The organism is Nocardia thraciensis (assembly GCF_054782435.1).
The window spans coordinates 1-24,152 of record NZ_BAAGSM010000008.1 but is presented as its reverse complement, the minus strand read 5'-3'; the positions used below and the strand labels follow the sequence as shown (position 1 = coordinate 24,152).

20 protein-coding genes are annotated in these 24,152 nt (G+C 70.6%); 12 read left to right on the top strand and 8 right to left on the bottom strand.

Annotated elements, in window-relative coordinates:
• Positions 1–180 precede the first annotated feature (180 nt).
• The gene (locus tag ACYVLQ_RS02060; protein ID WP_460695628.1) at positions 181–1,035 is read left to right on the top strand and encodes an endonuclease/exonuclease/phosphatase family protein; all 855 of its coding nucleotides are present in this window, start codon (positions 181–183) and stop codon (positions 1,033–1,035) included.
• Positions 1,036–1,175: 140 nt separating this feature from the next.
• The gene (locus ACYVLQ_RS02055; protein WP_460695627.1) at positions 1,176–4,241 is read left to right on the top strand and encodes a BTAD domain-containing putative transcriptional regulator; all 3,066 of its coding nucleotides are present in this window, start codon (positions 1,176–1,178) and stop codon (positions 4,239–4,241) included.
• A 171-nt stretch (positions 4,242–4,412) separates the two neighbouring features.
• Here the strand turns inward: ACYVLQ_RS02055 and ACYVLQ_RS02050 are convergent, their stop codons facing one another.
• From ACYVLQ_RS02050 to ACYVLQ_RS02030, 5 genes are all read right to left on the bottom strand, one after another.
• Positions 4,413–4,847 (bottom strand): hypothetical protein, encoded by a 435-nt coding sequence (locus tag ACYVLQ_RS02050; RefSeq protein ID WP_460695626.1) that lies wholly within the window; start codon positions 4,845–4,847, stop codon positions 4,413–4,415.
• Between the two features lies 1 nt (position 4,848).
• Complete coding sequence (locus ACYVLQ_RS02045; protein WP_460695625.1) at positions 4,849–5,694, bottom strand: class I SAM-dependent methyltransferase; 846 nt, start codon at positions 5,692–5,694, stop codon at positions 4,849–4,851.
• A gap of 181 nt (positions 5,695–5,875) precedes the next feature.
• Positions 5,876–7,960, bottom strand: a complete 2,085-nt coding sequence (locus ACYVLQ_RS02040; protein WP_460695624.1) for an acyltransferase family protein — start codon at positions 7,958–7,960, stop codon at positions 5,876–5,878.
• Between the two features lie 183 nt (positions 7,961–8,143).
• Positions 8,144–9,358: a DUF418 domain-containing protein gene (locus ACYVLQ_RS02035; protein WP_460695623.1), complete on the bottom strand. Its 1,215-nt coding sequence runs from the start codon at positions 9,356–9,358 to the stop codon at positions 8,144–8,146.
• 208 nt (positions 9,359–9,566) lie between these two features.
• A complete protein-coding gene (locus tag ACYVLQ_RS02030) occupies positions 9,567–10,550 on the bottom strand; it encodes a sigma-70 family RNA polymerase sigma factor (RefSeq protein WP_460695622.1) in 984 nt (327 codons plus the stop codon).
• 107 nt (positions 10,551–10,657) lie between these two features.
• Here ACYVLQ_RS02030 and ACYVLQ_RS02025 point away from each other — a divergent pair, with 107 nt between their 5' ends.
• The 3 genes from ACYVLQ_RS02025 (at position 10,658) to ACYVLQ_RS02015 (ending at position 11,828) form a co-directional block, all read left to right on the top strand.
• A complete protein-coding gene (locus ACYVLQ_RS02025) occupies positions 10,658–11,062 on the top strand; it encodes a PPOX class F420-dependent oxidoreductase (RefSeq protein WP_460695621.1) in 405 nt (134 codons plus the stop codon).
• 75 nt (positions 11,063–11,137) lie between these two features.
• Complete coding sequence (locus tag ACYVLQ_RS02020) at positions 11,138–11,326, top strand: hypothetical protein (protein ID WP_460695620.1); 189 nt, start codon at positions 11,138–11,140, stop codon at positions 11,324–11,326.
• Positions 11,327–11,372: 46 nt separating this feature from the next.
• A complete protein-coding gene (locus ACYVLQ_RS02015; RefSeq protein WP_460695619.1) occupies positions 11,373–11,828 on the top strand; it encodes an SRPBCC family protein in 456 nt (151 codons plus the stop codon).
• Positions 11,829–11,889: 61 nt separating this feature from the next.
• Here ACYVLQ_RS02015 and ACYVLQ_RS02010 read toward each other — a convergent pair whose 3' ends face one another.
• Positions 11,890–13,113 carry a PucR family transcriptional regulator gene (locus tag ACYVLQ_RS02010; protein ID WP_460695618.1) on the bottom strand — a complete coding sequence of 408 codons (1,224 nt, stop codon included), beginning with the start codon at positions 13,111–13,113 and terminating at the stop codon, positions 11,890–11,892.
• A 306-nt stretch (positions 13,114–13,419) separates the two neighbouring features.
• Here ACYVLQ_RS02010 and ACYVLQ_RS02005 point away from each other — a divergent pair, with 306 nt between their 5' ends.
• From ACYVLQ_RS02005 to ACYVLQ_RS01985, 5 genes are all read left to right on the top strand, one after another.
• Positions 13,420–14,643 (top strand): acyl-CoA dehydrogenase family protein, encoded by a 1,224-nt coding sequence (locus tag ACYVLQ_RS02005; RefSeq protein WP_460695617.1) that lies wholly within the window; start codon positions 13,420–13,422, stop codon positions 14,641–14,643.
• A complete protein-coding gene (locus ACYVLQ_RS02000) occupies positions 14,640–16,073 on the top strand; it encodes an LLM class flavin-dependent oxidoreductase (protein WP_460695616.1) in 1,434 nt (477 codons plus the stop codon). The genes ACYVLQ_RS02005 and ACYVLQ_RS02000 overlap by 4 nt, the downstream gene beginning before the upstream one ends.
• A 153-nt stretch (positions 16,074–16,226) precedes the next feature.
• Positions 16,227–17,612 carry a styrene monooxygenase/indole monooxygenase family protein gene (locus ACYVLQ_RS01995; RefSeq protein WP_460695615.1) on the top strand — a complete coding sequence of 462 codons (1,386 nt, stop codon included), beginning with the start codon at positions 16,227–16,229 and terminating at the stop codon, positions 17,610–17,612.
• A 218-nt stretch (positions 17,613–17,830) separates the two neighbouring features.
• Complete coding sequence (gene sfnG / locus ACYVLQ_RS01990) at positions 17,831–18,949, top strand: dimethylsulfone monooxygenase SfnG (protein ID WP_460695614.1); 1,119 nt, start codon at positions 17,831–17,833, stop codon at positions 18,947–18,949.
• Positions 18,946–20,208, top strand: a complete 1,263-nt coding sequence (locus ACYVLQ_RS01985) for an SfnB family sulfur acquisition oxidoreductase (RefSeq protein ID WP_460695613.1) — start codon at positions 18,946–18,948, stop codon at positions 20,206–20,208. Before sfnG ends, ACYVLQ_RS01985 begins: the two co-directional genes overlap by 4 nt.
• A gap of 11 nt (positions 20,209–20,219) precedes the next feature.
• Here the strand turns inward: ACYVLQ_RS01985 and ACYVLQ_RS01980 are convergent, their stop codons facing one another.
• Positions 20,220–20,597, bottom strand: coding sequence for a DUF5313 family protein (locus tag ACYVLQ_RS01980; RefSeq protein WP_460695612.1), 378 nt, complete (start codon positions 20,595–20,597; stop codon positions 20,220–20,222).
• A gap of 58 nt (positions 20,598–20,655) precedes the next feature.
• Positions 20,656–21,123, bottom strand: coding sequence for a MarR family winged helix-turn-helix transcriptional regulator (locus ACYVLQ_RS01975; protein ID WP_460695611.1), 468 nt, complete (start codon positions 21,121–21,123; stop codon positions 20,656–20,658).
• Positions 21,124–21,391: 268 nt separating this feature from the next.
• Between ACYVLQ_RS01975 and ACYVLQ_RS01970 the strand changes: the two genes are divergently transcribed.
• On the top strand, positions 21,392–22,648 hold the full coding sequence (locus ACYVLQ_RS01970; protein WP_460695709.1) for an MFS transporter: 1,257 nt from the start codon (positions 21,392–21,394) through the stop codon (positions 22,646–22,648).
• A complete protein-coding gene (locus ACYVLQ_RS01965) occupies positions 22,645–24,006 on the top strand; it encodes an LLM class flavin-dependent oxidoreductase (RefSeq protein ID WP_460695610.1) in 1,362 nt (453 codons plus the stop codon). The genes ACYVLQ_RS01970 and ACYVLQ_RS01965 overlap by 4 nt, the downstream gene beginning before the upstream one ends.
• Positions 24,007–24,152: the final 146 nt, after the last annotated feature.

Sequence of the window (24,152 nt, the reverse complement as noted above, 5' to 3'; positions counted from 1 at the left end):
TCGGGTGGGGATGGCTCGGCCTGAACGCCCGGCCCCCGGTTGGCTCAGGGGCTGTGCGCGTGGTTGCCTGGGGTCGTGCGGTTGAAGGTGGTTCGGGTTGGGGTTGGTGTGCTTGCGGGGTTGACGACGCTGGCAGGAGCCATGGGGGTCGCCTTGCATTTCAGCAGGTCGGGGTTTCGGGTGTTGGTTTTGCTGGCCTCGGGGGCGCCGTATCTGATGGTTGTGGCGCTGGTGGGGGTGGTGGCTTTCGCGGTGTTGCGGCAGTGGGTTGGGGTGGGGGTTGCGGTTGTTGTGGTTGCGGCGGGGGTGTGGACTCAGGCTCCGTTGTATGCCGGTGGTTCCGGTGGTGACGGGCCTGAGGTGACGGTGATGCAGGCCAATCTGCTGTTCGACGGGGCGGAGCCGCGGGCGCTGGTCGACGAGGTGCGGACTCGGCATGTCGCTGTGCTCACGGTCAACGAGCTGACCCCGGCGGCGGTCGCGGAACTCGGCCGGGCGGGGCTCGACCAGGTGCTCCCGCATCGGTACATCTCGCCCGGCCGGACCGCCAGCGGGACCGGGATCTGGAGCAGCTATCCGCTGTCGGACACGGTCGAGTACGACGGTTTCGTGCTGAACCAGCTGTCGGCCACCGCTACCGTTCCGGGCGCGGGGCCGATCACGGTGTACGCGTTCCACCCCGTGCCGCCGGTGTTCGGGACGCAGGTGTGGGCCGACGAATTGTCGCGCCTGCGTGGGATTCTCGAACGATCGCCGTCGGATCGCCCCGCACTGGTCGGCGCCGACTTCAATGCCACCTACGATCACGCCCAGTACCGCGCCTTCCTGTCGGGCCGTTTCGAGGACGCCGTCGAACAGGCGGGCGCCGGGCACCTGGTCACCTACCCGGCCGACACGAGCTGGCCTCCTCTGGTCGGTATCGATCACTTCCTCGTGGCGGGCGGTCGCGCCTCGGCGGTGGAGACCGTGCGCCTGCCCGGCGCCGACCACCGGGCCTTGGTGGCGCAAGTTCGCCTGAACAGCGTTCGGCAGTAGCGGTTGGCGCACCACGGGTGCGAGACCGAAGGTTCGAGCGTCGCGGGTTTCCGCGGTGGACCGCGCAATCCGCCACCGACAGGCGGGAGGTGGTCGACGACGAACCTAGGGTCTCGTCCCTGTCCCGCTAAGTTGGAGGGATGCGGATTGGCGTTCTGGGGCCGTTCGAGGTGGTGGGCGGGGCGGGTGTCGGCGGTCCGCGCCTGCGCGTGCTGCTGGTCCGGCTGGCGCTCGATGCCGGGCGCATGGTGCCTGTCGACGTGCTCGCCGACTGCGTATGGCCAGACGGCGACGGACCGGCCGATCGCGGAAATGCGCTGCAGTCGCTGATATCTCGGCTGCGGCGGGCGCTTCCGGCCGAGGTGTTGCGGTCGGTGCCGGGCGGTTATCTGCTCGAGGTGCCGCCCGGGGACGTCGATGCCCTGCGGTTCGAGCGGCTCGCCGATGAGGGGCGGCGGGCGCTGCGCGAGGATTCCACCGAGGCCGCGTTGTCCCGGCTGGAGGAGGCGTCGGTGCTGTGGCGCGGCGAGATCTGTTCCGAGGTACCCGAACCCGTCCGGCAACGACTGCACGAGGTTCGGCTGTGCGTCGCCGAGGATCGTGCCGAGGCGGCCCTGCGGCTCGGCACGGTCGACCGGTTGAGTGCCGACCTGGAACCACTGATCGCCGCGCATCCGTACCGAGAACGACTGCGCGCCTTGGCCGTCCGCGCGCTGCACGCCGAGGGCAGGTCGGCCGAGGCGCTGGCGGCATTCGAAGCCGCCCGGACACTGCTCGCCGAGGAACTGGGCGCCGACCCCGGCCCGGAGCTGCGAGCCGCCCACCTGGAGGTCCTGCGGGGCGCGCCCGCACCACCACTGCGCGCCGCCCTGCCGGACGTGCCCACCGCCCTCGTGGGCCGCGACGACGACCTGTCCGAGCTACGCGCCGCGCTGCGCGAGACCCGCCTGCTGACCCTCACCGGACCGGGCGGCGTCGGCAAGACCCGGCTGGCTCGCGCGCTGGCCGACGACTCGACCTGGTGGATCGAACTGGCGCCGGTGCACGGTCCGGGCGAGGTGCTGCGCGCCGCCACCGCCGCCCTCGGCGCGGCGGAGCCGACCCTGCTGGAGCCGCCGCGCGATCCGCTGGACCGGCTCGCCGAGCGCCTAGGCGGCCCCGGCGCCGTACTCGTGCTCGACAACTGCGAGCACGTCCTCGACGAGAGCACCTACCTCGCGGCCGACCTGCTGCGCCGCTGCCCGCGCCTGCGCATCGTCGCCACCAGCCGGGAGCCGCTCGGCCTGGCCGCGGAGCACATCCGGCCGGTGCCGCCGCTACCCGCCGAGGCGGCCGCGCGGCTGTTCATCGATCGCGCCCGGGCCGTGCGCCCCGATTTCCTGGTGGACGGGGAAGCCGCCCCCACCATCGCGCGCATGTGCGCGCGACTGGACGGGCTGCCGCTGGCCATCGAACTGGCCGCCGCCCGGCTGCGCTCGATCCCGTTGCGGGAGTTGGCCTCCGCTCTCGGCGACGGTTTCGCGCTGCTGGCCCGGCCGCCGCGCGCCGCCGAAGCCCGGCATCGAACGCTGCGCGATGTGGTGGCATGGAGCTGGGAGCTGCTCGATCCCGGTGAGCGCGCGGCGGCCCGCCGGCTGGCCGTATTTCCCGGCGTGATCGGTGCCGACAGCGCGGCCGCGGTGGCGGGCGCGAGCGTCGACCAGCTGGCCGGACTCGCGGACAAGTCCCTGCTGCAGTTCGACGGCCGCGACTACCGGATGCTGCAGACGATCCGCGACCACGGGCTCGAAAAGCTCCGCGAAGCAGGAGAATTCGAACAGACCGCCGCCGCGCACGCCGGGTGGTATCGGGACCTCGCGGAGGAGGCCGAGCCCCGATTGCGCGGAGCCGACCAGCTGGTGTGGCTGGATCGGCTGCGCGCAGAAGGCGACAACCTTTCCGCAGCACTGTATTTCGCGCAAGAGACCAGTGACGCGGAGACAGCCGTGCGGCTGTGTGCCGCGCTGGGCACCTATTGGATGATCCGGGGCGACCAGCAGGCCATGTACCGCTGGCCACGGATCGCGCTGGCCGTGCCGGGCCCATCACCCGCCCACGCCCGCGCCGCCACGCTGGCCCTCTTGCTGCTGGCCGACGGCGTGTGGATCGGCCGCACTCCCGATGCGCGGGCGCGCGCGGAACTGCGTGCGCTCTCCTCCGACCATCCACTGGTCACGTTGATCGAGCCGTGCCTGGCATTCGCGGGCAGCCACATCGGCGACGGGCTCGACGAGATCGACCGGCGGCTACCGCATCCCGATGCCTGGACCACGGCGACACTGCGGCTGATGCGGGCGGCGCTGTGCCTCGCGCGCGCCGACCTGCCCGCCGCGGAGCGGGATCTGCACGTGTCGGTTGCCGGATTCCGTTCTCTGGGCGACCGCGCGGGCTTGACGTGGGCCCTGACGGCACTGGCCGACGTGTGGATCGCCCGCCGCGAATTCGACCGCGCGACAGCGAATCTCGAGGAAGCGGCGGCACTACTGAGCGAGCTGACCCCGGAGGCGCCGCCGGTGCTGCAACGGGTACGGATCGCCGAAGTCCGGGCGGCACAGGGCGATCCGGAGCGCGCCGAGGCCGACTTGCGCCGACTGGTGGCGGCACAGAGCACTACGGGCAGCGGCTATCTGCCGTTCGCACATCTCGCGCTGGCCGAACTGACCGGCCACCGCGCCGAGGCCGCCCGGCACCTCGAGTTGGCCGCCGAGGGCCTCGACGCCGTCTTCTGCGTGGAACCAGCACATCAGGTGCGATTGGCCTGCGGACGTGCCGCGGCGGCCATGGACGAATGCGATACCGAGGCGGCGCGCAACCATCTGACCTCCGCGCTGAACACCGCCACCGCCGCCGACCGATCGCTGGTGGCGCTGGTCGCGATCCAGTCGGCCCGGTTGGCGGAGATATGCGAGAACCTCACCGCCGCGGCGGATCTGCTGGCCGCCGCGCACGCCATGGATGCGACGGCCACGGTATTGAGCCCGCTGGCCACGCGCCTGGCGAACACCCTGCGCGGCGCGCTCGGCGAACGCGAGTTCTCCGAAATCCGCTCGCGTGCAATGGGTTCCGCCGCCGCTTCCGACCGCGTCGAACAGTGGCTGCAAGAGTGGTCACCGGTCCGCGCGCTGCCGCCTACCTCGGAGGTACTGCAGGACGTTCGGAAACGCTGACGCCGACGGTCCGGCAACTCCGCTCCAGCGACGAGGTCCCGGCGCGGACGCATCGCCGATCGGACATTCCGTCCCGGCAGGGAGGGCCGATGCCCGAAACCCCGACTGCTCGCCGCCTCCGCGTGCGGGCGTATGCGCCGCGCCGGGGCCTGCCGTGCCGGATCCGCGGAACTACTTGTGCACCTTGGCATCCCGGACCATAGCCAGGAAATCCGTGGCGGTGCGCACCACGCCATCGAGCCCGTATCCGCCCTCCGGAACCTCGTAGATCTGTACCAGGACCTCGGGACGCTCGGGCCCGGGGTCGGCGGCTCCGATCGCGCGGGTAATCCGCTCGATGAGCAGGGCACTCATCTCGGCGGCCCAGGCGCCTACACACACCGTCACCAGGTAGCGGTGTGCCCGCACCGCGCGCCCGTCGGCGATCCACACATCCGCCTCGCGAACGATGACATCGGTGCGCGATTCGCTGAAGGCGAGGACGGCGGGATCGGTTGCACCACAGGTCTCGTCGAGGAACTCGGCGGCGGTGAGCCCCCGGGCGAGCCGGCGGCGACCCTCCGGGGTGAACAGGCCCGCGGGCACCGTGACATCGAGGGTGAACATATCACTGCTCCGATCGGGTCGCGGTGAACAGCCAGCTGGGCCCGCGCAACCGCACCCCGCCGTCGCCCTCGAACGGCCGCAGTTCCTCGGCCACGGCGTTGCGCGCGGCCTCGACCGCGGCCGGGTCGGTATCGCGCAGCCAGTACCGGACGGGGCCCATGCCGAAGATGAATTCGACGGCGTCCTCGGCGTCGCGGCCGTAGACCGAGACGCCCTCGAGCGGTTCGGCGTTCACGTCGGTGAACCCGGCGTCGGTGAGGATTCCGGTGATGTGTTCCCGATTGGTGAAATTGACCGGCCCCGGCGCGGTATCGTCGGCGGGGTTCGGCAGCTCCACATGGCGCGTCATCGCCGACCAGATGCGGGCGGATTCGTCGTGACCGTGGTCGCGGCCGCAGTAGAAGGCGAGCCGCCCGCCTGACGCCAGCGCCCGTCGGATATTTCCGAAGGCGGCCACCGGATCGGAGAAGTACATGATCCCGCCCCGGCTGATCGCCACCTCGAATCCCGCCGTGGGGAAGGGGTGGACCTGTGCGTCACCCTGCTCGTAGCTGACATTGCCGATCCGCTCCGCGACCGCGACGCGACGCGCCTGCTCCAGCATCGGCCCCGACAGATCGACGCCGAGCACCCGGCCCCGCATCGCGCGCAGTGCGGCAAGTCTGCTGACCTGCCCTGCGCCGCAACCGATGTCGAGCACCCGGTCGTCGGTGCCGATGGCGGCCGCCGCGAGCAGCTCCGCGTTGCTGCCGCCGACCAGGGCGTCGTAGCGCTCGCGATTATCGGCCCAGTGCTGCCCCTCGTACCCGTTCCATGCCTCGGCTTGATGAGTGTTGACGATATTCATGCCTCGCACCCTGCCGACCGGCGCTGTCAGGACCCGCACAGCGCGCTGTCACGCCGCGTCAGGCGCGAGGGTCGGCGGGTGGTCGAGTTCGATACCGAACAGGCCGTGGTAGGCGGTGCGGGCCTGATGAATTACCCACCACGCCAGGATGTTCCGAGACGGTGACCGGAGGCGGCGTCCCTCACCACCACCCGAGGACGGGTTGCAGCTGCCTGCCGAGTTCGGGGGCCAGAGAGCGGGAGTAGGTGGCGGTCAGGTGGTGTTCGTCGTGGTAGAGCAGGATGTTTCCGACTTCGACGGGGCAGGTCTGGGGTTCGCAGACCGCATCGGTGAGGTCGATGGGGAATACGTTCGGGTACGCGGCCGCCGACACCGCGGCCGGGTTGACCGGGTCGAGCGCCTCGGCGCGGGGCATGCCGCAGCTGATCCGGTCGCCGCCCTGGGCCAGGCAGTCGATGGCCCGGTAGCGAATCCCGTTGTGGCGCAGCCACGGCGTGTCACGGACCACGACCACATTGAGGCCGCGATCGGCCAGCTGAGTCCAGACGTCGACGTAGTCGGCGGGCGTCTCGTCGCCGACGGTGTCGCGCGGCCGGGTGCCGGTCGTGAAGACCCAGTCGGGACGTTCGGCGCCCAGCCGGTCGATGACGTCGCGGGACCAGTCGCGACAGTCGGGGATGCGCTCGCCCTTGTAGCTCGGCTCCTCGGCCACGGTCAGCGGGCAGCCCATTTTGAGGTAGACGACGACGCGGAACATGTACTGCTCGGCGAGATCCTGCAGCGCCGGAATCCAGTGCTCGGCATGCGAACTGCCCACCACGGCCAGGGTGCGCCGCGCCGCGGGGCTGCCGTAGGTGCAGGTGATCACCTCGCGGGTATCGAAATCGGCGATACAGCCGTCGCGCGCCGGATACGCCTGGTCGCCCGGTGCGTCCTTGATCGACGGCCGCATCGGGGCCTCCGGCGCGCCCGCGCCGGTGGCGAGCATCTCCGCGCCCGGATACGTGTCGGGGTCGAGCACGCCGACCGGTCGGGGCGGATGGGATCCGACGACCACGAGCCACACCGCCGCCGTGGCCGCGACGGCCGAACCGGTGACCGAGACCGCGACACCCGCGCGGCGGCGATAGGTGGCCGAGACCCGGTCGGCGGTCTTGCCGGTGCGCAGCGGCTGCTCGACGAATCGGTGCGTCAGCCACGCCGCCCCCAGCGACAGCCCGAGCACGACCAGACCGTCGCCGAGATCGGCCTCGGGCCGCTCGCGTTCGGTGAGATAGAAGATGAGGATCGGCCAGTGCCAGAGGTACAGGGCGTAGGCGATATCGCCGAGGCGCAGCATCGGAGGCCAGGTGAGGATCCGGTTGGGCAGCGGGCGCGCCCGCGGGTCGGCGGCGTTGCCCGCGACGATCAGCGCCGCGGCCGCGCCCACCGGGAACAGCGCGGCGGGCCCCGGGAACGACGCGGCGCCGTCGAGGACCCAGCCGCACGCGACGACCGCGGCGATCCCGAAGGCGGCCAGCGCGAATCGCAGCCACCGCGGCGGGGTGAGGTGCGGCGCCACCAGCACCAGCAGCGCCCCGGCCAGCAGCTCCCAGAGCCGCGCGAAGGTGTCGTAGTAGTTCCAGCCCGTATGGCCGGTGCTGCCGTGCGCGGCGTAGACGAACGACAGGAAGCCGAGCACGGCGAACACCGGCAGCGACACCCGCCGCAGCATCCCCGGATCGGCGACGGTCGAGCACAGCCACGCCAGCCCGGCCACCAGCAGCACCGCGGCCAGATAGAACTGCCCCTGCACCGACATGGACCACAGATGCTGCAGCGGGCTCACCGACGGATCGGCCGCCGTGTAGTTGGACCAGGACAGCGCCAGGTGCCAGTTCTCGTAGTAGAACAGCGACGCTAGCGTCTGCCGCGCCAGATCCGGCCATTGCGTATACGGGCGCAGCGCCACGGCGGCGACGACCACGGCCGCCAGGACGGTGACCAGGGCGGGCAGCAGCCGCCGTGCCGTGCGGCGCAGCACCGCCGCGACACCCACCCGGCCGGATTCGGCCCGGCGCAGCAGCAGGCCCGTGAAGAAGTACCCCGACAGCACCAGGAACACGTCCACGCCGCCGGACACCCGCCCGAACCAGACGTGGAACACCACCACCAAGGCGATGGCGACGCCGCGCAACCCGTCCAGGTCGAGGCGATACCCCGCGCCGCTCCGCTCCGCCGGACGGCGGATCCGCAGGAGGCGGGCGTCGGTGGACGCTCCCGTCACCGCGCGCGTCTCGACCGGGCTCGGCACACGGATTTGCGGCGGCCCGGCGAGAGGTGAACGGGAAGTGGATGCGGCACGCCAACTCTCTTACCACGGTGCTCGAATGGGCGTCCAACTCGGGTGGGCGCTGCCTTGCTGAGATTTCGCTGTGAACGTGCCGACCGGTATGCCGAGTCATCGCTCCTACGGCCGCGGCCGGGTCGCGGCGGATCGCCATCGTGGCCGGGTGCGATAGGTGGCCGCGCGCAGTATCCACTCCACCGGACCGTAGGCGTGCCCGCGCAACCACCGTGCGCTGAACCACAATTGGGCCGCGAAGGTGAGCAGCGCGATGCCGACCACCGCGGGCGGCGGCACGTCGTCGGCGAGCGCCAGCCCGTAACCGGTATAGACGAGCATGAACACCACCGACTGGCCGATGTAGTTGGTCGCGGCCATGCGCCCGGCCGGTGCCAGTCGCGCGACCGCGGGCGCCCACCGCGAGCGCGCGAGCCGGAGCACCAGCGCCATGTACGCGAAGGTCAGCAGCGGATTGACCAGTTCCTGCACGCCGAACCAGAAGGCGGGCACCTGCACCCAGCCCGCGCCGTCGGCGCAGGTGATGGCCGAAACCGGCAGTCCCACACCGAATCCCGTCCACAGCACCCGCGGGGTCCAGCGGCGGATCAGAGCGCTGTCCTCGAAGATCCGGCGCTTGCCCGCCGCCATGCCGACGAGGAACAGCGCCAGGCTCGGCACGCCCTGGCCGACCAAGGTGAACAGCAGGAACAGCGGTCCGAAGTGCAGCTGCGTGTGCAGGGTGTCGGCGAAACCGCCGGTGAATCCGTCGGAAAGGCGCCGCAGGTCGAAGATCTGGGCCAGGTCCGCGACCTGCCCGGCGCCGCTGTCGGTCCCCGTCAGCAGGGCCGGAATGACGAACAGGCCGTAGAGCACGGCTCCGGTGATGACGGCGGTGCGCGGGCGGAGCTTGCGCAGCAGGATGAGGATCAGGCACAGGACCGCGTACAGCGTGAGGATGTCGCCGATCCACAGCAGCATCACATGCGCCAGCCCGATCGCGAACAGGGCGCCGCAGCGCCGCAGCAGCCGTGCCCGCGGCGCCGCCCCGGCGCGTTCGGCGGCCGCGATCTGCAGCGTGAACGAGTAGCCGAACAGGAAGGCGAACAGCAGATAGAACCGCCCGAGGAACAACCCGTCCACCAGCCCGGTGGTGAAGGTGTCCAGGCCGCCGTCGAAGCGCGGGCTCGGATGGTCGCGGGGCCCCGTGAGATTCAGCAGCGAGGTCACCACGACGACGTTGGTGACCAGGATGCCGAACAGCGCGAACCCGCGCAGGATGTCGACCTCGGCGATCCGCCGTCCCACCGCGGTGCGCGTCGACCCGATCGAACCGGACATGCGCTCACGCTATGCCGCGCGGCAGGGGTTCCGCGTCGGCCATCGAGCCGATTAGCGCCCGCACAGGTACGCCCATGGAACGACCCCGGCAGTGCTGGGAAGCGACTTGCGCCGTATTGACCCGCGCCCCTACGCCAGATGCGGAACGTCGCTGCTGAACGTGCCGTCAGGGAGCCAGGGCGGCGGGGAACTCGCACTGAACGGACCGTCAGGGAGCCAGGGCGGCGGGGAGTCCGCACTGCCGCACCAGGTTCGGGTCGCCGAAGACCGCGATGCCGGTGATGCCGTCGCCCGTCGTGGTCAGCACGCCGAGGCCGAAGGCGGTGTAGGCGCCCGAGTCCGTGCGGAGGTACGCCGCCGCCGCGGGCTGTCCGTTGACGGACGTGGGTAACATGCGCCAGGTCCCGGGCTCGCCCAGCACCCGGCCGGCCAGATAGGCGACGCAGGTGCGCTTGCCGGAGAACCAGGTCCGCGAGGGCGGCATCTCGAGCACGGCGTCGCGGTGCAGGATTCGTTCGAGCAGTGCGGCGTCGGAGTTCTCGAAGGCCGCGATGTATTCGTCGAGCAGGGCACGGCCGCGCGGATCGGTCGGCGCGCCGGGCCGCTCGGCGGCGGTGGCCAGCCGGTCCAGGCGGGCGCGGGCGCGCTGCAGGGTGCTCTTCACCGCCGCGGTGCTGGTGCCGAGCAACTCGGCCACCTCGGCGGCCGGGAAATCCAGTACGTCGCGCAGCACCAGCACCGCGCGCTGGCGGCCCGACAGGTGTTGCAGGGTGGCGATCAGCGCGAGCCGCAGGCTGTCGCGGGTGGCGGCGACCGCCGCCGGATCCTCGGTCTCGGGGGTGACCAGTGCGTCGGGCAGCGGTCCGAGCCAGTCGGTGTCGGTATCGGGATTCGTTGTGGTATAAGGGTTTCCGCTGGCGGCGTCCAGGCCGGACGGCAGTACTCGGCGGCTGCGACGCCGCAGCGCGGTCAGGCACAGATTGGTGGCGATGCGGTAGAGCCACGTGCGCACGGACGCGCGCCCCTCGAATCCGTCGTAGCCGCGCCACGCCCGCAGGTACGTCTCCTGCACCAGATCCTCGGCGTCGTCGTGCGAGCCGAGCATGCGGTAGCAGTACGCCAGCAGCTCGCGCCGGTACGGCCCGGTCGCGCCGGTGAATTCGGTGCTCGGTGAACGGTTCTCCGTCTGCACGATGGCCTTCCTCGGATCGCGAAGTCTCCGGACTCTAGCGCGGACCCGATTCCTTTCCAGGGTCGCTGTGGTCCATATCCGCGTACCTCGACATCGGAAGGACCATCATGACCACATCACTCGCACCCGCGGCCCGCGCGCTGATCGACGGCCCGCACTCGGCGATCCTCGCCACCAGCAACGCCGACGGCCGCCCACAGTCGTCGGTGATCTTCGTGAAGTACGAGGGCGACGGGTTCGTGTTCAGCACGATCGAGGGCCGGTTGAAGACACGCAACATGCGGCGCGATCCGCGCGTCAGCCTGCTGCTGCTGGGCGGCGACGGTCGCTACGTCGAGATCCGCGGCCACGTCGAGATCGCCGCCGACCCGGAGAAGGCACTGCTGCACGAGATGTACGACCGATACATGGGCGGCGCGACCCCGCCGCCCGAACCCGACGCGGTCCGGCTCATCGTGCGCGTCGTCCCCGAACGCTACTACGTCTGGCCGCCGAGGACCGACCACGAGTAACCGCCCGCGCTCTACCTCGTCGCCCCGAGCCTGGCCGCGGACCTGCGGCCCACGGCGACGGAAACGCTGTGGATCATGGACGCCTACGGCTTCTTCATCGCGGGGTTCCTGATCACGATGGGGACCCTGGGCGACCGCATCGCACGGCGCCGGTTGTGGAGCGGCGACGGCCTGTGCACCGCACTGCTGCTCGGCGACCGCGCGCCCGACCGGGACCGTATTCGGGCGGCCCTCAGCAGAGCGCTACCGGGAGGCGGTGCGTAGCCCGGCCGGGTGGCGCGACCCGATGTGCGGATGTTTCGATCGGGTCATGACTGCGGAACAACACGTCGTGTCGGCCAGCCGGGAGATCGCCGCCGGAGCGGACCGGATCTTCGACCTGATCGCCGACCCGTCCCAGCAGCCGCGCTGGGACGGCAACGACAATCTGGCGGAATCGGCCGCGGGACAACGGGTGGCTGCGGTCGGCGACGTGTTCACCATGACGCTGACCAAAGGTCAGGTGCGGGAGAACCACGTGGTGGAGTTCGTCGAGGGCCGCCGGATCGCCTGGCGGCCTTCGGAACCCGGGGCGCGGCCGCCCGGGCACCTGTGGCGCTGGGAGTTGGAGCCGGTGGACGAGACGCGCACCCTGGTCACCCACACCTACGACTGGTCGCAGCTGACCGACGAGAAGCGCCTGGTCCGCGCCCGCGCCACCACCGCGGAGAAGCTGCGGGCGTCGGTCGACCGGCTCGCCGCCCTCGCGGAAAGCCACGCGTCCTGAGCAGGCCGGTGGTGCGGACTCCGGTGGCCGGGGGCATGGTCGCCGAAAACTCCTCGGCCCGTTACCGATCGGTGCGGTAGCTGCTCGCGACCAGGGCCGAGCGCAGATACCACAGCCCGGCCGGTTGGGTGGGGTCGAGGCCGGTCAGCTGGGCGACGCGCTTGAGCCGGTAGTCAACGGTGTTGGTGTGCACGTGCAGCGCCCGCGCGGTCTGCTGGCGATTGAGATCGGTGCCGATGTGCCTGCGGAGGGTATCGAGCAGTTCGGGGTGGGTGTCGAGCGCGTCCAGCAGCGCGCCGAGGTGCTCGCGGCCCGGCCCCGGCCGGGTGAGCTGGTACTCCAGTGCGAGTTCGTCGAAGCGGTACAGCCCGGGGCTGCACCGCAGGCGCTGCACCATATCGAGCAGTTCGTGGGCGCGGCGGGCGGCGGTGGGTATGTCGGCGGCGGCGGCCTCGACCACCGCGGCGGTGACCGGCACCTGCGCGTGGCGGGAGACGAACGCCACGAACTCGTCGAGATCGCCGTCGGCGAGCGTCTCGGCGGGAATGAGTAGGGTGCCGCCGTCGACGCTGAGCAGCGACAGCGCGGTGTCGGCACAGCGGTCGGCCAGCGCCGCCTGCACCCGGCGGAGCTTGCGCCGTGCGACCACCTGGCCGTTGATCGCCGGATTGCCCTCGTCGCGATGCTGCGGCAGCGCAACGGCCACAACGTGATACGACTGCGCGATCTCGATCCCGGATTCGCGGGCCATCACCGAGGTGGGGTGCCCGGCGAGCAAGGCCGAGGTGAGCGTGTGCACGGCGGTGTGGTGTTCGCCCACGACGCCGCGCAATTCGCGAACGTAGGCGCGCGACACCGTGGCGTTGATGGTGTCGAGCACGTCGAGCAGCCGCCGCGATGCCCCCTTGACGCTGTCGAAGTCGTCGGGGGTGGCGCGGTCCAGGATCAGGTCGAAGCCGATCTTGAAGCCCTCGTGCAGGGCGTGCTGGATGGTATCGATCGGGATGCCCTCGCGGGCCCAGTTGGCGGCGGCGTGCTCGAGCCGGGCCGTCTTGTCGGGGACGTCGGCGCCGTCGAGCATGCTGATCGCCAGCTCCAGGCAGGCGCGGGTGACGGCCGTGATGTCGCCGCGCAGCGCGTCGCCGGGCAGCGTCCGGCACGGCGCGACCGTATCGACGAAGTGGCCCACCATCTTTCGCGCCAGTGCCCGCACGTCCTTGAGCGGCGAGGTGACCGGCTGGCCCGACATCGTGAGGTCCCGGTGGGCGGTGCTGGTGGCCGTCATCGTCGATTCCCTTCCGCTGCCGCGGCATTCGCGTAGCACCTCACGGTAACGCTTCGGTCACGGATCGAAACACCGCCCGATGAAGGTTCTGTGACCGGGCGGGGCCCTGGTGACGCGGGGTTGTGAGCGGTCACTAGCGGCGGAAGGGCACGCCGTGTTCCCGCACCCCGTGTTCGTTCCCGCACCCCATGCGACGGCCGCATGGGGTGCGAGAGCGTGTACGGGGTGCGGGAGGTGGGCGGCGTGGTTTTGATCGTGGTGCGCTTAAGGGGTGATCGTGGGCGGTGGGCGGGGGATCGTCGGCGTATGACCTCCACCGCTGTGCCCTCCCGCTCCGACAGCGAACTCGATGAGATCTTCGCGCCGCTGTTCGAACAGATCGCCGCCGGCGCCGTCGACCGTGAGATCGATCGGCGACTCCCGTACGAGGAGGTGGACAGGCTGCGCCGGGCCCGGTTCGGCGCGCTGCGGGTGCCCGTGGAGTTCGGCGGGTACGGCGCCGGTGTGCGGCAGTTGTTCCGGCTGCTCATCGAGTTGGCGGCGGCGGAATCCAATATCCCGCAGGCGTTGCGGGTGCATTTCTCGTTCGTCGAGGATCAGCTGCTCGCCGAGCCCGGCCCGGCGCGGGAGCGGTGGCTGCGCGCGGTCGGTGACGGAGCGCTGGTCGGCAATGCGATCTCCGAGCCCGGTGTCGGCGCGGCCGACAGGTATCGCACCCGCCTGACCCGCGACGGAGATCGCTGGCTGCTCAACGGGGTCAAGTACTACAGCACCGGCTCGCTGTACGCCGATCACATCCTGGCCGCGGCCGACCGGGACGGCGAGCGGATCGGTGTGCTCGTCGACGCGCATGCGGAAGGCGTGCGACAGCACGACGACTGGGACGGCTTCGGGCAGCGGCTCACCGCCAGCGGCACAACGGAATTCACCGACGTGGTGGTGGCCGACGACCGGGTGCTGGGCCCCGGATACGGCGTGCCGGGCCCGACCTATTCGACCGCCTATCTGCAACTGGTGCAGCTGGCGGTGCTCGCGGGCATCGCCCAGCGCGCCGAACGCGACGCCCGCGACTGGGTCGTGCGGCGCACCCGGACCTACACCCACGCGCCCGCCGATCTGCCGCGCCACGATCCCCTGGTGCAGCAGGTGATCGGCCGACTGTCCGCGGCCGCATTCGGTGCCCGGGCGAGCGTGCTGGCGGTCGCGGACATTCTCGACGAGGTGCTGGCCGCCGGTGCCCGCGACGAAAAGTCGCTGGTGGCAGCGGAATTGGCCGCGGCCCGGGCGCAGCTGGGCATCATCGACACGGTGCTGCCCGCGACCAGCCTGCTGTTCGAGGTCGGTGGCGCGTCGGCGACCTCGGAACGTCTGCGGCTCGACCGGCATTGGCGCAACGCCCGCACCGTCTCCGTGCACAATCCCGCGATCTACAAGGCCCGCGCCCTCGGTGATCATCTGCTCAACGGCGCCGAACTGCCGTTCGCGTGGAGCGCCGGTGAGCGCGCCACCACCGCGGGAGGTGCCCGGTGACGCGCCGGATCCGTTTCAACGCGTTCGACATGAACTGCGTGGCGCACCAGTCGCCGGGGCTGTGGCGCCATCCCGACGACCGGTCGCACCGGTACACCGACCTGAAGTACTGGACGGATCTGGCGATCCTGTTGGAACAGGGGCGATTCGACGGCCTGTTCATCGCCGACGTGCTGGGCACCTACGACGTCTACGGCGGCGACGACACCGCCGCGCTGCGCCACGGCGCCCAGATACCGGTGGCCGATCCGCTGCTGCTGGTGTCGGCGATGGCCGCGGCGACACGGCATCTCGGATTCGGCATCACCACCGGCACCGGATTCGAACATCCGTACCCGTTCGCGCGCCGCCTGTCCACCCTGGACCACCTCACCGACGGCCGCGTCGGCTGGAACGTGGTGACCGGCTATCTGCCTTCCGCCGCACGCAATTTCGGCGCCGACGACCAGCTCGATCACGACGAGCGCTACGACCGGGCCGATGAGTACCTGGAGGTGCTGTACAAGCTGTGGGAGGGTTCCTGGGAGGACGATGCTGTGATTCGCGATGCCGCGCAGGGCATTTACGTGGACCCGGGGAAGGTCCATCACATCGGGCACCGCGGCCGCCACTACACGGTCCCCGGCGTACACCTGTCGGAGCCGTCCCCGCAGCGCACCCCCGTGATCTACCAGGCGGGCGCGTCACCGCGCGGGGTCCGGTTCGCGGCCGAGAACGCGGAGGCCATCTTCGTCGCCGCGCCGTCGAAACGAGTGCTCGCACAGACGGTTTCCCGAGTTCGCGATGCGCTGCAGGAGGCCGGGCGCGATCGCTACGCCGCCCGGGTGTACGCGCTGTCCACCATCGTCACCGCGGATACCGACGCCGCGGCGCGACGCAAGCACGAGGAGTACCTGACCTATGCCAGCGTCGAGGGCGGGCTGGTGTTCATGTCGGGGTGGATGGGGATCGACCTGTCCCGCTACGACCTCGATGACCCGATCGGGCAGGTGGAGAGCAACGCCATCCAGTCGGCCGTGAGCGCGTTCCAGGAGGCCGACGACGACGGCCGCGAATGGACGGTGCGTGATATCGGCCTGTGGGCCGCGATCGGCGGGATGGGCCCGGTTTTCGTCGGATCCGGCACGACGATCGCCGACCGCCTGCAGCAGTGGGTCGACGACACCGACGCGGACGGCTTCAACCTCGCCTACGCGGTAACCCCGGGCTCCTTCGAAGACGTCGTGCGATACGTGGTTCCGGCGCTGACCGAACGCGGCGCCTATCCGACGGAGTATGCCCCGGGAACCCTGCGCAACGCGCTGTTCGGCGCGGGCGACCGACTGCCGGAGGAACACCGCGGCGCCCGATACCGGCTCGGCGGACCGGGATCGACCGTCCTGCCCGATGCCGTCTCCCGTCCGAACATGTCCGTCGCGGGGCGCCCATAGGACGACAGCGCCGCTCGGCCCTATGCCATCCCGGCGTGCTTTTGGCCGGGATCCATGTCGTCGCCGTCGGAGTCGCGGGATTATGCCCGCCGCGATCGATTCCGGCTGATCGCAACACTCGAAAGGCGCTCTCGCGCAACGGAGTATTCCGTTATGACGACACAGCACTCCCGCCCCGGTTCCACCCGCTCCGCCGCGATCGTGGGCGCAGGCCAGACCGGCGTCACCGCGGCGCTCGGCCTGCTCGACGCAGGATTCGACGTCACCGTGTACAGCGACCGCGATCAGCGGTCCCTGCGCGACGACGTGCCCGCGACCGGCACCGCCCTGATCTTCGGTGAGGCGCAGGCCGCCGAGTCGGCGTTGGGCCTGCCCACCTATACCGATCGGGCGCCACTGCACAGCGGGCTCACCGTCCGCATCGCCGGTCCCGACCACGCCGAAATCATCGAATTCGACGGCGCCTTCGACGATTACAGCGGCGTCGCCGTCGACACCCGGTTGAAGGCGGACGAACGACTGACCGCATTCCTGGAGCGTGGCGGCCGTTTCGTGGTCGAGGCCGTGACGCCGGAGAGGCTCGATTCCATCGCCGCCGCACACGATCTCACGCTCGTCGCCACCGGCAGGGGCGGCCTGTCCGAACTCTTCCCGATCGACGAGGCGCGCACGGTGTACGACGCCCCGCAGCGAACCCTGCTGACACTCACCGTGACCGGGCTCGGTCACGGCGAGGACGTCTTCGCCCACCGCAGCCGCGCGGGCGGCGGGCGCAGCGGCTTCTCGATCCTCGGCGATCAGGGCGAGGGCTGGTGGGGCCCGTACCTGCACAAGGACGCCGGGCCGAGCTGGGCCTTCCTCGGCTGGGCGAGGCCGGGCAGCGACTGGGAGAAGCGTTTCACCGCAGCCGATTCCGCGGAATCCGCGCACCGGATCATCGTGGACCTCTACCGCGACCACCTGGACTGGGATCTGCCCGAGGTGCTGGCCACCCGCGTGATCGCGGAGGACCGGCATTCCTGGCTGCGGGGCGCGGTGCGCCCGGTGTTCCGGGCGGGACTGGGCCACACCGCCGGTGGGCACCCGGTCGCCTCGCTGGGTGACACCGCCGTCGCCTACGATCCGATCGCGGGCCAGGGCGCGCAGAGCGGCCTCATCCAGGCGCAGCGACTCGTCGCGGCGGCCGCCGCGCACGAGGGCCCCTTCGACGACGCCTGGATCACCGCGCGGCACAACAGTTTTCTGGTGGAACGCGCGGAGGCGGCCGCACATGTCACCCGCCTCTTCCTGAGCGATCCGGCGCTGGGCGAGATCGGCGGCAGGTTCTTCAGCGCCGCCGCCGTCGACCCGCGTTTCGCCTCGGCTCTCGTGGGCCTGCTGCATCGGCCACAGCCGTTCGCCGGGATCGAAACCCTGGACGCGGCCGATGAATACATCGCCGCGGTCACGGGCGAGGACGCTGCCGCGCTCGTCTCGCGCTTTCAGCCCGCGGGCCGATTCTCCCGTTCCACCTACACCGCGCAGGCCGCTGCCCGCTAGCGGCGTGCGACGGTCCGCGCGATACGGCCGGCGCGGACCCGCCGCGGTCCCGCATGCCATCGTTCGCCGTGCCGCTTCGCAGCGGGCCGGGATCGGATCGGGCCGATTCAAACCCTCGCAGGCCACCGCGCACGGTGGTGGAGTGGGGCGCACACCGGGCGCAGGTTGCCGCGCCCGGTGTGTCACCACCGGTCGCCGACCATTGCCGGGAGCAGCGTATGACCACCGAGAACATCGCCGAGCAGATTCGGTTCGCCTACTGGGTGCCCAATGTCAGTGGGGGACTGGTCACCAGCGATATCGAACAGCGGACCAGCTGGGACTTCGAATACAACAGGAAGTTGGCGCAGACCGCGGAGCGCAACGGTTTCGAGTACGCGCTGTCGCAGGTGCGCTACACCGCGTCCTACGGGGCGGAGTACCAGCACGAGTCGACCTCGTTCAGCCTGGCGCTGCTGGGCGCCACCGAGCGGCTGAAGGTCATCGCGGCGGTGCATCCGGGACTGTGGCACCCGGCGGTGCTGGCCAAGTTCGGCGCCACCGCCGATCACCTGTCGGGCGGCCGGTTCGCGGTCAATGTCGTATCCGGTTGGTTCGCAGGGGAATTCACCGCCCTCGGCGAGCCGTGGCTCGAACACGACGAACGCTACCGCCGCAGCGCGGAGTTCCTCGAGGTGCTGCGCCGGATCTGGACCGAGGACAAGGTCAACTTCGGCGGCGACTTCTACCGAATCCGCGACTTCACGCTGAAGCCGAAGCCGCTCAACACCGCACAGCGGCCGAATCCCGAACTGTTCCAAGGCGGTAACTCCACCGCCGCCCGCCGCAACGGCGGCCGCTTCGCCGACTGGTACTTCTCCAACGGCAAGGATTTCGACGGTGTCACCGAACAGCTGGACGATCTGCGCGCGGTCGCCCGGGCCCACGATCGCGAGGTGAAGTTCGGCCTGAACGGGTTCATCATCGCCCGCGACACCGAGCGGGAGGCGCGCGACACCCTCCGCGAGATCATCGACAAGGCGAATCGCCCTGCGGTGGAAGGCTTCCGGGATGCGGTGCAGCAGGCCGGGGCGGCCACCCGCGACCGCACGGGCATGTGGGCCGACTCCACGTTCGAGGATCTGGTCCAGTACAACGACGGCTTTCGGACCCAGCTCATCGGCACCCCGGAGCAGATCGCCGAGCGCATCGTCGCCTACCGCGACCTCGGGGTCGACCTGATCCTGGGCGGTTTCCTGCACTTCCAGGAGGAGATCGAGTACTTCGGCGCGAAGGTGTTGCCGCTGGTGCGGGAACTGGAGGCCGCGCGCGCTCCCGCCGCGGTCGCGGGCCGATGACCGCCGTCGCGGCCGACCGGATCACCTCGGCGGCACACGCGTTCGAGGTGGCCCGGCGCCTGGCCGACGGGTTCGCGGCCGGGGCGGCGGGGCGCGACCGCGATCGTGAACTGCCGCACCGGGAGATCGACGAACTGGCGGCGAGCGGTCTGCTGGCGATCACCGTGCCGGGCGACCTCGGCGGTCCCGACCTGCCGCCGAGCGCGGTGGCGGAGGTGGTGCGCATCCTGGCGGCCGCCGATCCGAATATCGCGCAGATACCGCACAGCCACTTCGTCTACGTGAACCTGTTGCGACTGGCCGGTTCTCTCGCCCAGCGGCGGCGGTATCTCGGGCAGGTCCTCGACGGCGGCCGGATCGCCAACGCCCAGTCCGAGCGGACCGGCGCCACCGTCGCCGACATCGGCACCACGGTGCGCCCGGTGGGTGGCCGACTGCGCATCGACGGCGTCAAATACTATTGCACCGGTTCGCTTTTCGCGGATGTGCTGGCAGTCCTGACGCGGCTCGACGATCCCGAGGGGAGCAGCGGCCTGGAGCCGGGCGAGTACATCGCCTATCTGCCCGCCGAAAGCCCGGGCGTGCGAATCATCGACGACTGGAACGGAATCGGGCAGCGCACCACCGGCAGCGGGACGGTCTCGTTCGACGGGGCGGTGGTCGATCCCGAGCAGCTGGTCCCGCGCTCACCCGCGGTCCGCGCGCCGACAGGGTACGGCGCCTTCGCGCAGCTGCTGCACGTCGCCATCGACGCCGGAATCGCCCGCGGGGCACTCACGGCCGCCACGGATTTCGTGCGCACCAAGAGCCGACCATGGTTCGAGGCGGGAGTGGAACGCGCCGTGGACGATCCGCTGCTGATCCAGCGCTTCGGGGAACTGGCTGTCGCCGTGACGGCCGCCGAGGCGACCCTGGCGGCGGCGGGGGCGGCTGTCGATCGCGCCGTCGGTGCGGGGCCCGAGCCGCGGTCGCCCGAACCTGATCCGGAGTCACCTCCCGCCGAGCGAGGCGGTGCGCCGGGTGCTGCCTCACTCGTCGTGGCGACGGCCAAGATCCTTGCCGATCGCGCCGCCAACGAGGTGTCGTCCGCGCTGTTCGAGGTCTCCGGAACCCGCAGCGCCGCAGCGGATCTCAACCTGCACCATTTCTGGCGCAACGCCCGCACCCACACCCTGCACGATCCGGTGCGCTGGAAATATCAGCACATCGGCCGCGCGGTGCTGCACGATACGCCGCCCCCACTGCACGGCGTCATCTGACCGCCGCCGAGTCAGCCGCGTCCGTGCCGCTGTTCGTAGGCGGCGTGCTCGGCCTCGGCGCGGCGGCGCTGGCGAACGTCGGCGAGCGCGGGGTCGAGGCCGTGCTTGCTCAGGCGGTGGCGGCGGTAGACGTACATCAGGGCGATGGTGAAGTAGATCAGCGGGATGTACAGCAGCGCCATCATCGACAGGCCCATCCACAGCGGCCCGGGCACCAGCAGGAACAGGCACAGCGGCAGTAGCACGGGGATGAGGAAACGCACCAGGTAGCGGCGTGCCGCACCGGCTCCGGTGAGATCCTCGAGCACCCACTCCCGCATCGACGGCGGCAGGGTCGCGCCGCAGATGTAGCGCACGCGCTGGAGGGGATTCGGGGTCTGCCTGATCACTTGTGCTCCCTGCGTCGTGCGCCCGGACCGCCAGGGGCGCAGGTGTGTTCGACCGCGGTCATGCGCCTGCGGGCGCCGCGCGCCCGGCGCGGCGAGCGGCCTCGTTGACCCGGGTGAGGATGTCGCGCAACTCCTCCAGATCGGCGAGGCTCACGCCGAGCCGCCGCACGACCGCGGGCGGGATCCGCTCCGCGTCGCGGCGCAGGGCCCGCCCGGCGGCGGTGAGATCGATCAGCAGGGTGCGTTCGTCGTGCGGGTCGCGGCGGCGGGTGATGAGCCCGGCGGTCTCGAGCCGCTTGAGCAGCGGCGACAGCGTGGGGGAGTCCAGTTGCACCGCGTCGGCGATGGCCCGCACCGACATCGGCGCCTCGCCCCACAGCGCCAGCATCACCAGGTATTGCGGATGCGTGAGCCCCATCGGTTCCAGTAGCGGCCGATATACGGCCAGCACCGACCGATTGGCCACGGCCAGCGCGAAACACACCTGCCGGTCCAGTCGCAGCGGATCGTCGTTCTCGACGGCCATGCCATCACCTCCGCGGCCATACATTACCGCGCCAATAGTTAATGCACAAACGATTCATGCGAACAGGGTGTTCGGGCCGCGGTGAGGGTCTCGGTCCGGTAGTTCCGATCAGAAGGACGGTAACCCTCGTGGATCGTTCCGGCGTTGCCTAGCGTTCGCCCACGTGATCTTCACCCAACGGACGCCGACGCCCGCGGCGAGCCGACCCGGGACGGGCGAGACGGCGACCAGATCGTCCACGCGTGAAACCCCGCCACGGTCTGTGGCCCTGGGCAGCGTCATCGGCACGACCATCGAGTGGTACGACTTCTACCTGTACGCGACCGCCGCGGCGCTGGTGTTCAAACCGCTGTTCTTCCCCAATGTTTCGCCGACCGCGGGAACGCTGGCGTCGTTCGCCACCTACGCGGCCGGCTTCGGTGCGCGTCCCCTCGGCGCCGTCATCTCGGGTCATCTGGGAGACCGCCTGGGCCGCAAGACCGTTCTGGTCGGCGCGCTGCTGCTGATGGGGATCACCACCGCCGCGATCGGTGTGCTGCCGACCTACGCGCAGGTGGGCCTGCTGGCGCCCGCGCTGCTGGCGACGCTGCGCGTGCTGCAGGGTCTGGCCGTCGGCGCGGAATGGGGTGGCGCGGCGCTGCTTTCGGTGGAGCATGCGCCGCCGGGGCGGCGCGGCTGGTACGGCAGCTTCACCCAGCTCGGCTCGCCCGCCGGAATGCTGCTGGCGACGGCGGTCTTCTACCTGGTGCGCGCCGTGCTGGGCGAGGACGCGTTTCTCGCTGGGGGATGGCGGATCCCGTTCCTGCTGAGCGTCGTACTGGTGGTCGTCGGGCTGCTGATCCGACTGCGGCTCGCCGATGCCGAGGTCTTCGGCAGGCTGCGGGAACAGGGGGATATCGTCCGCCTCCCCGTCGTCGAGGTGCTGCGTGAGCAGCCGCGAAATGTGCTGCTGACCATCGGTTTACGGCTGTCGCAGATCTCGCTGTTCGTATTGCTGACCACCTTCTCACTGAGCTATCTGCAGGACGAGTTCGGCAAGGGCAACTCGATCGGCCTGTTCGCGGTGCTGCTCTCCTCGGCGCTCGGCCTGGCCAGCACTCCGATCTGGGCGCGGCTCTCGGACCGGGTGGGCCGCAAGCCCCCGTACCTGTTCGGCGCGGTCGGTGGGCTGGTGGCGCTGGCGCTGTTCTTCCTCGCCGCCGAATCCGGTTCGCGCACAGCGGTGGTCGTGGCGATCGTGGTCGGGGTGAACGTGGCTCACGACGCGATGTACGGGCCGCAGGCCGCCTGGTTCGCGGAACTGTTCGACACCCGGGTGCGCTACAGCGGCACCTCGCTCGGCTATCACGTCGGCGCCGTGCTGTCGGGCGGATTCGCCCCGCTGATCGCGGCCGCGTTGCTGACCGCGGGTGGCGGGAACCCATGGCTGATCGTCGTCTATTTCGCGGTGCTGACGGCACTCACGACCGCGGCGGCCTGGGCGGCGCGCGACACCTATCGAGACCGAATCGGAGAGGCACCATGAGCCGGATCTATCTGAACGCCTTCGATATGGCGTGTGTCGGGCACCAATCGGCGGGCCTGTGGCGTCATCCCGACGACCAGGGCCACCGCTATCGGAAGCTGGGGTACTGGACCGAACTGGCCCGCACCCTGGAGGCCGGGGGCTTCGACGCGCTGTTCCTGGCCGACGTACTCGGCGTCTACGACGTGTACGGCGGATCGCGCGACGCGGCGGTCGCCGACGCCGCGCAGTTCCCGGTCAACGATCCGGCGATGGCCGTCTCGGCGATGGCCGCGGTGACCGAGACGCTCGGATTCGGCCTCACACTGTCGCTGACCTACGAGCAGCCCTATGCGCTGGCCCGGCGGATATCGACGCTGGATCATCTCACTGACGGCCGGGTGGCATGGAACATCGTCACCTCCTATCTCGACAGCGCCGCCCGCAATCTCGGTCTGGGCCAGCAGATTCCGCACGACGAACGGTACGAGATCGCCGACGAGTACCTGGAGGTCTGCTACAAGCTGTGGGAGTCATCGTGGGAATCCGATGCGGTGGTGCGGGATTCGGCGCGCGGCGTCTACACCGACCCGGCCAAGGTGCACGACATCGAGCACAAGGGGCGGCATTTCACGGTGCCCGGACCGCATCTCAGCGAGCCCTCGCCGCAGCGGACCCCGGTGCTGTTCCAGGCGGGCGCCTCTCCGCGCGGGATCCGGTTCGCGGCCGCGCACGCCGAGGCCGTGTTCGTCTCCGGCCCGACCCCCGAGGTGGTGCGCGGCCCGGTCCGCAACTTGCGCGCCGCGGCGGCCGAACTGGGCCGAGATCCCCGCTCTATCAAGGTGTTCACGATGCTCACGCCGATCGTCGCCGAAACCCGAGAGCGGGCCCTCGACAAGCTCCGGTCCTACGAGCGGCTGGTCAGTACGGAGGGCGCGTTCGCGCTGTTCGGCGGCTGGACGGGTGTCGACCTGTCGGAACTGGATCCCGACGAGCCGCTGCGCTACGTCGAAACCGACGCCAACCGTTCGGCGCTGGCGTCGTTCACCACCGCCGACCCCACCCGCGCCTGGACGCCCCGGGAACTCGCGCGGACGATCGGCATCGGCGGCCGCGGCCCGGTGGTCACGGGTGCGCCGGGAGAGGTCGCGGACGAACTCGAGCGCTGGGTCGACGAGGCCGACGTCGACGGCTTCAACCTGGCCTATGTCACCACGCCCGGCACCTTCGCGGACTTCGGGCGCCTCGTAGTGCCGGAGCTGCGCCGCCGCGGCCGCGTCCCGGAGTCGTCCGCGCCCACCACGCTCCGCGAAAGGCTGGGCGGCAGTGGGCCTTTCCTGGCCCCGAACCACCCGGGCGCCGCCTACCGGAGGTCGTAGGCCCGATCTCGGCTCGTGCAGTCGCCCCGCGCCCAGCCGGAGCGAACGGTACGGACTAAGACCGTGTCTTACGTGGTTGTGGTCCGGTTCGGATGCGTCGGATCCGGTTGTGCTGCATGATGTTCGGTTTGTGACCGACGAGTTGT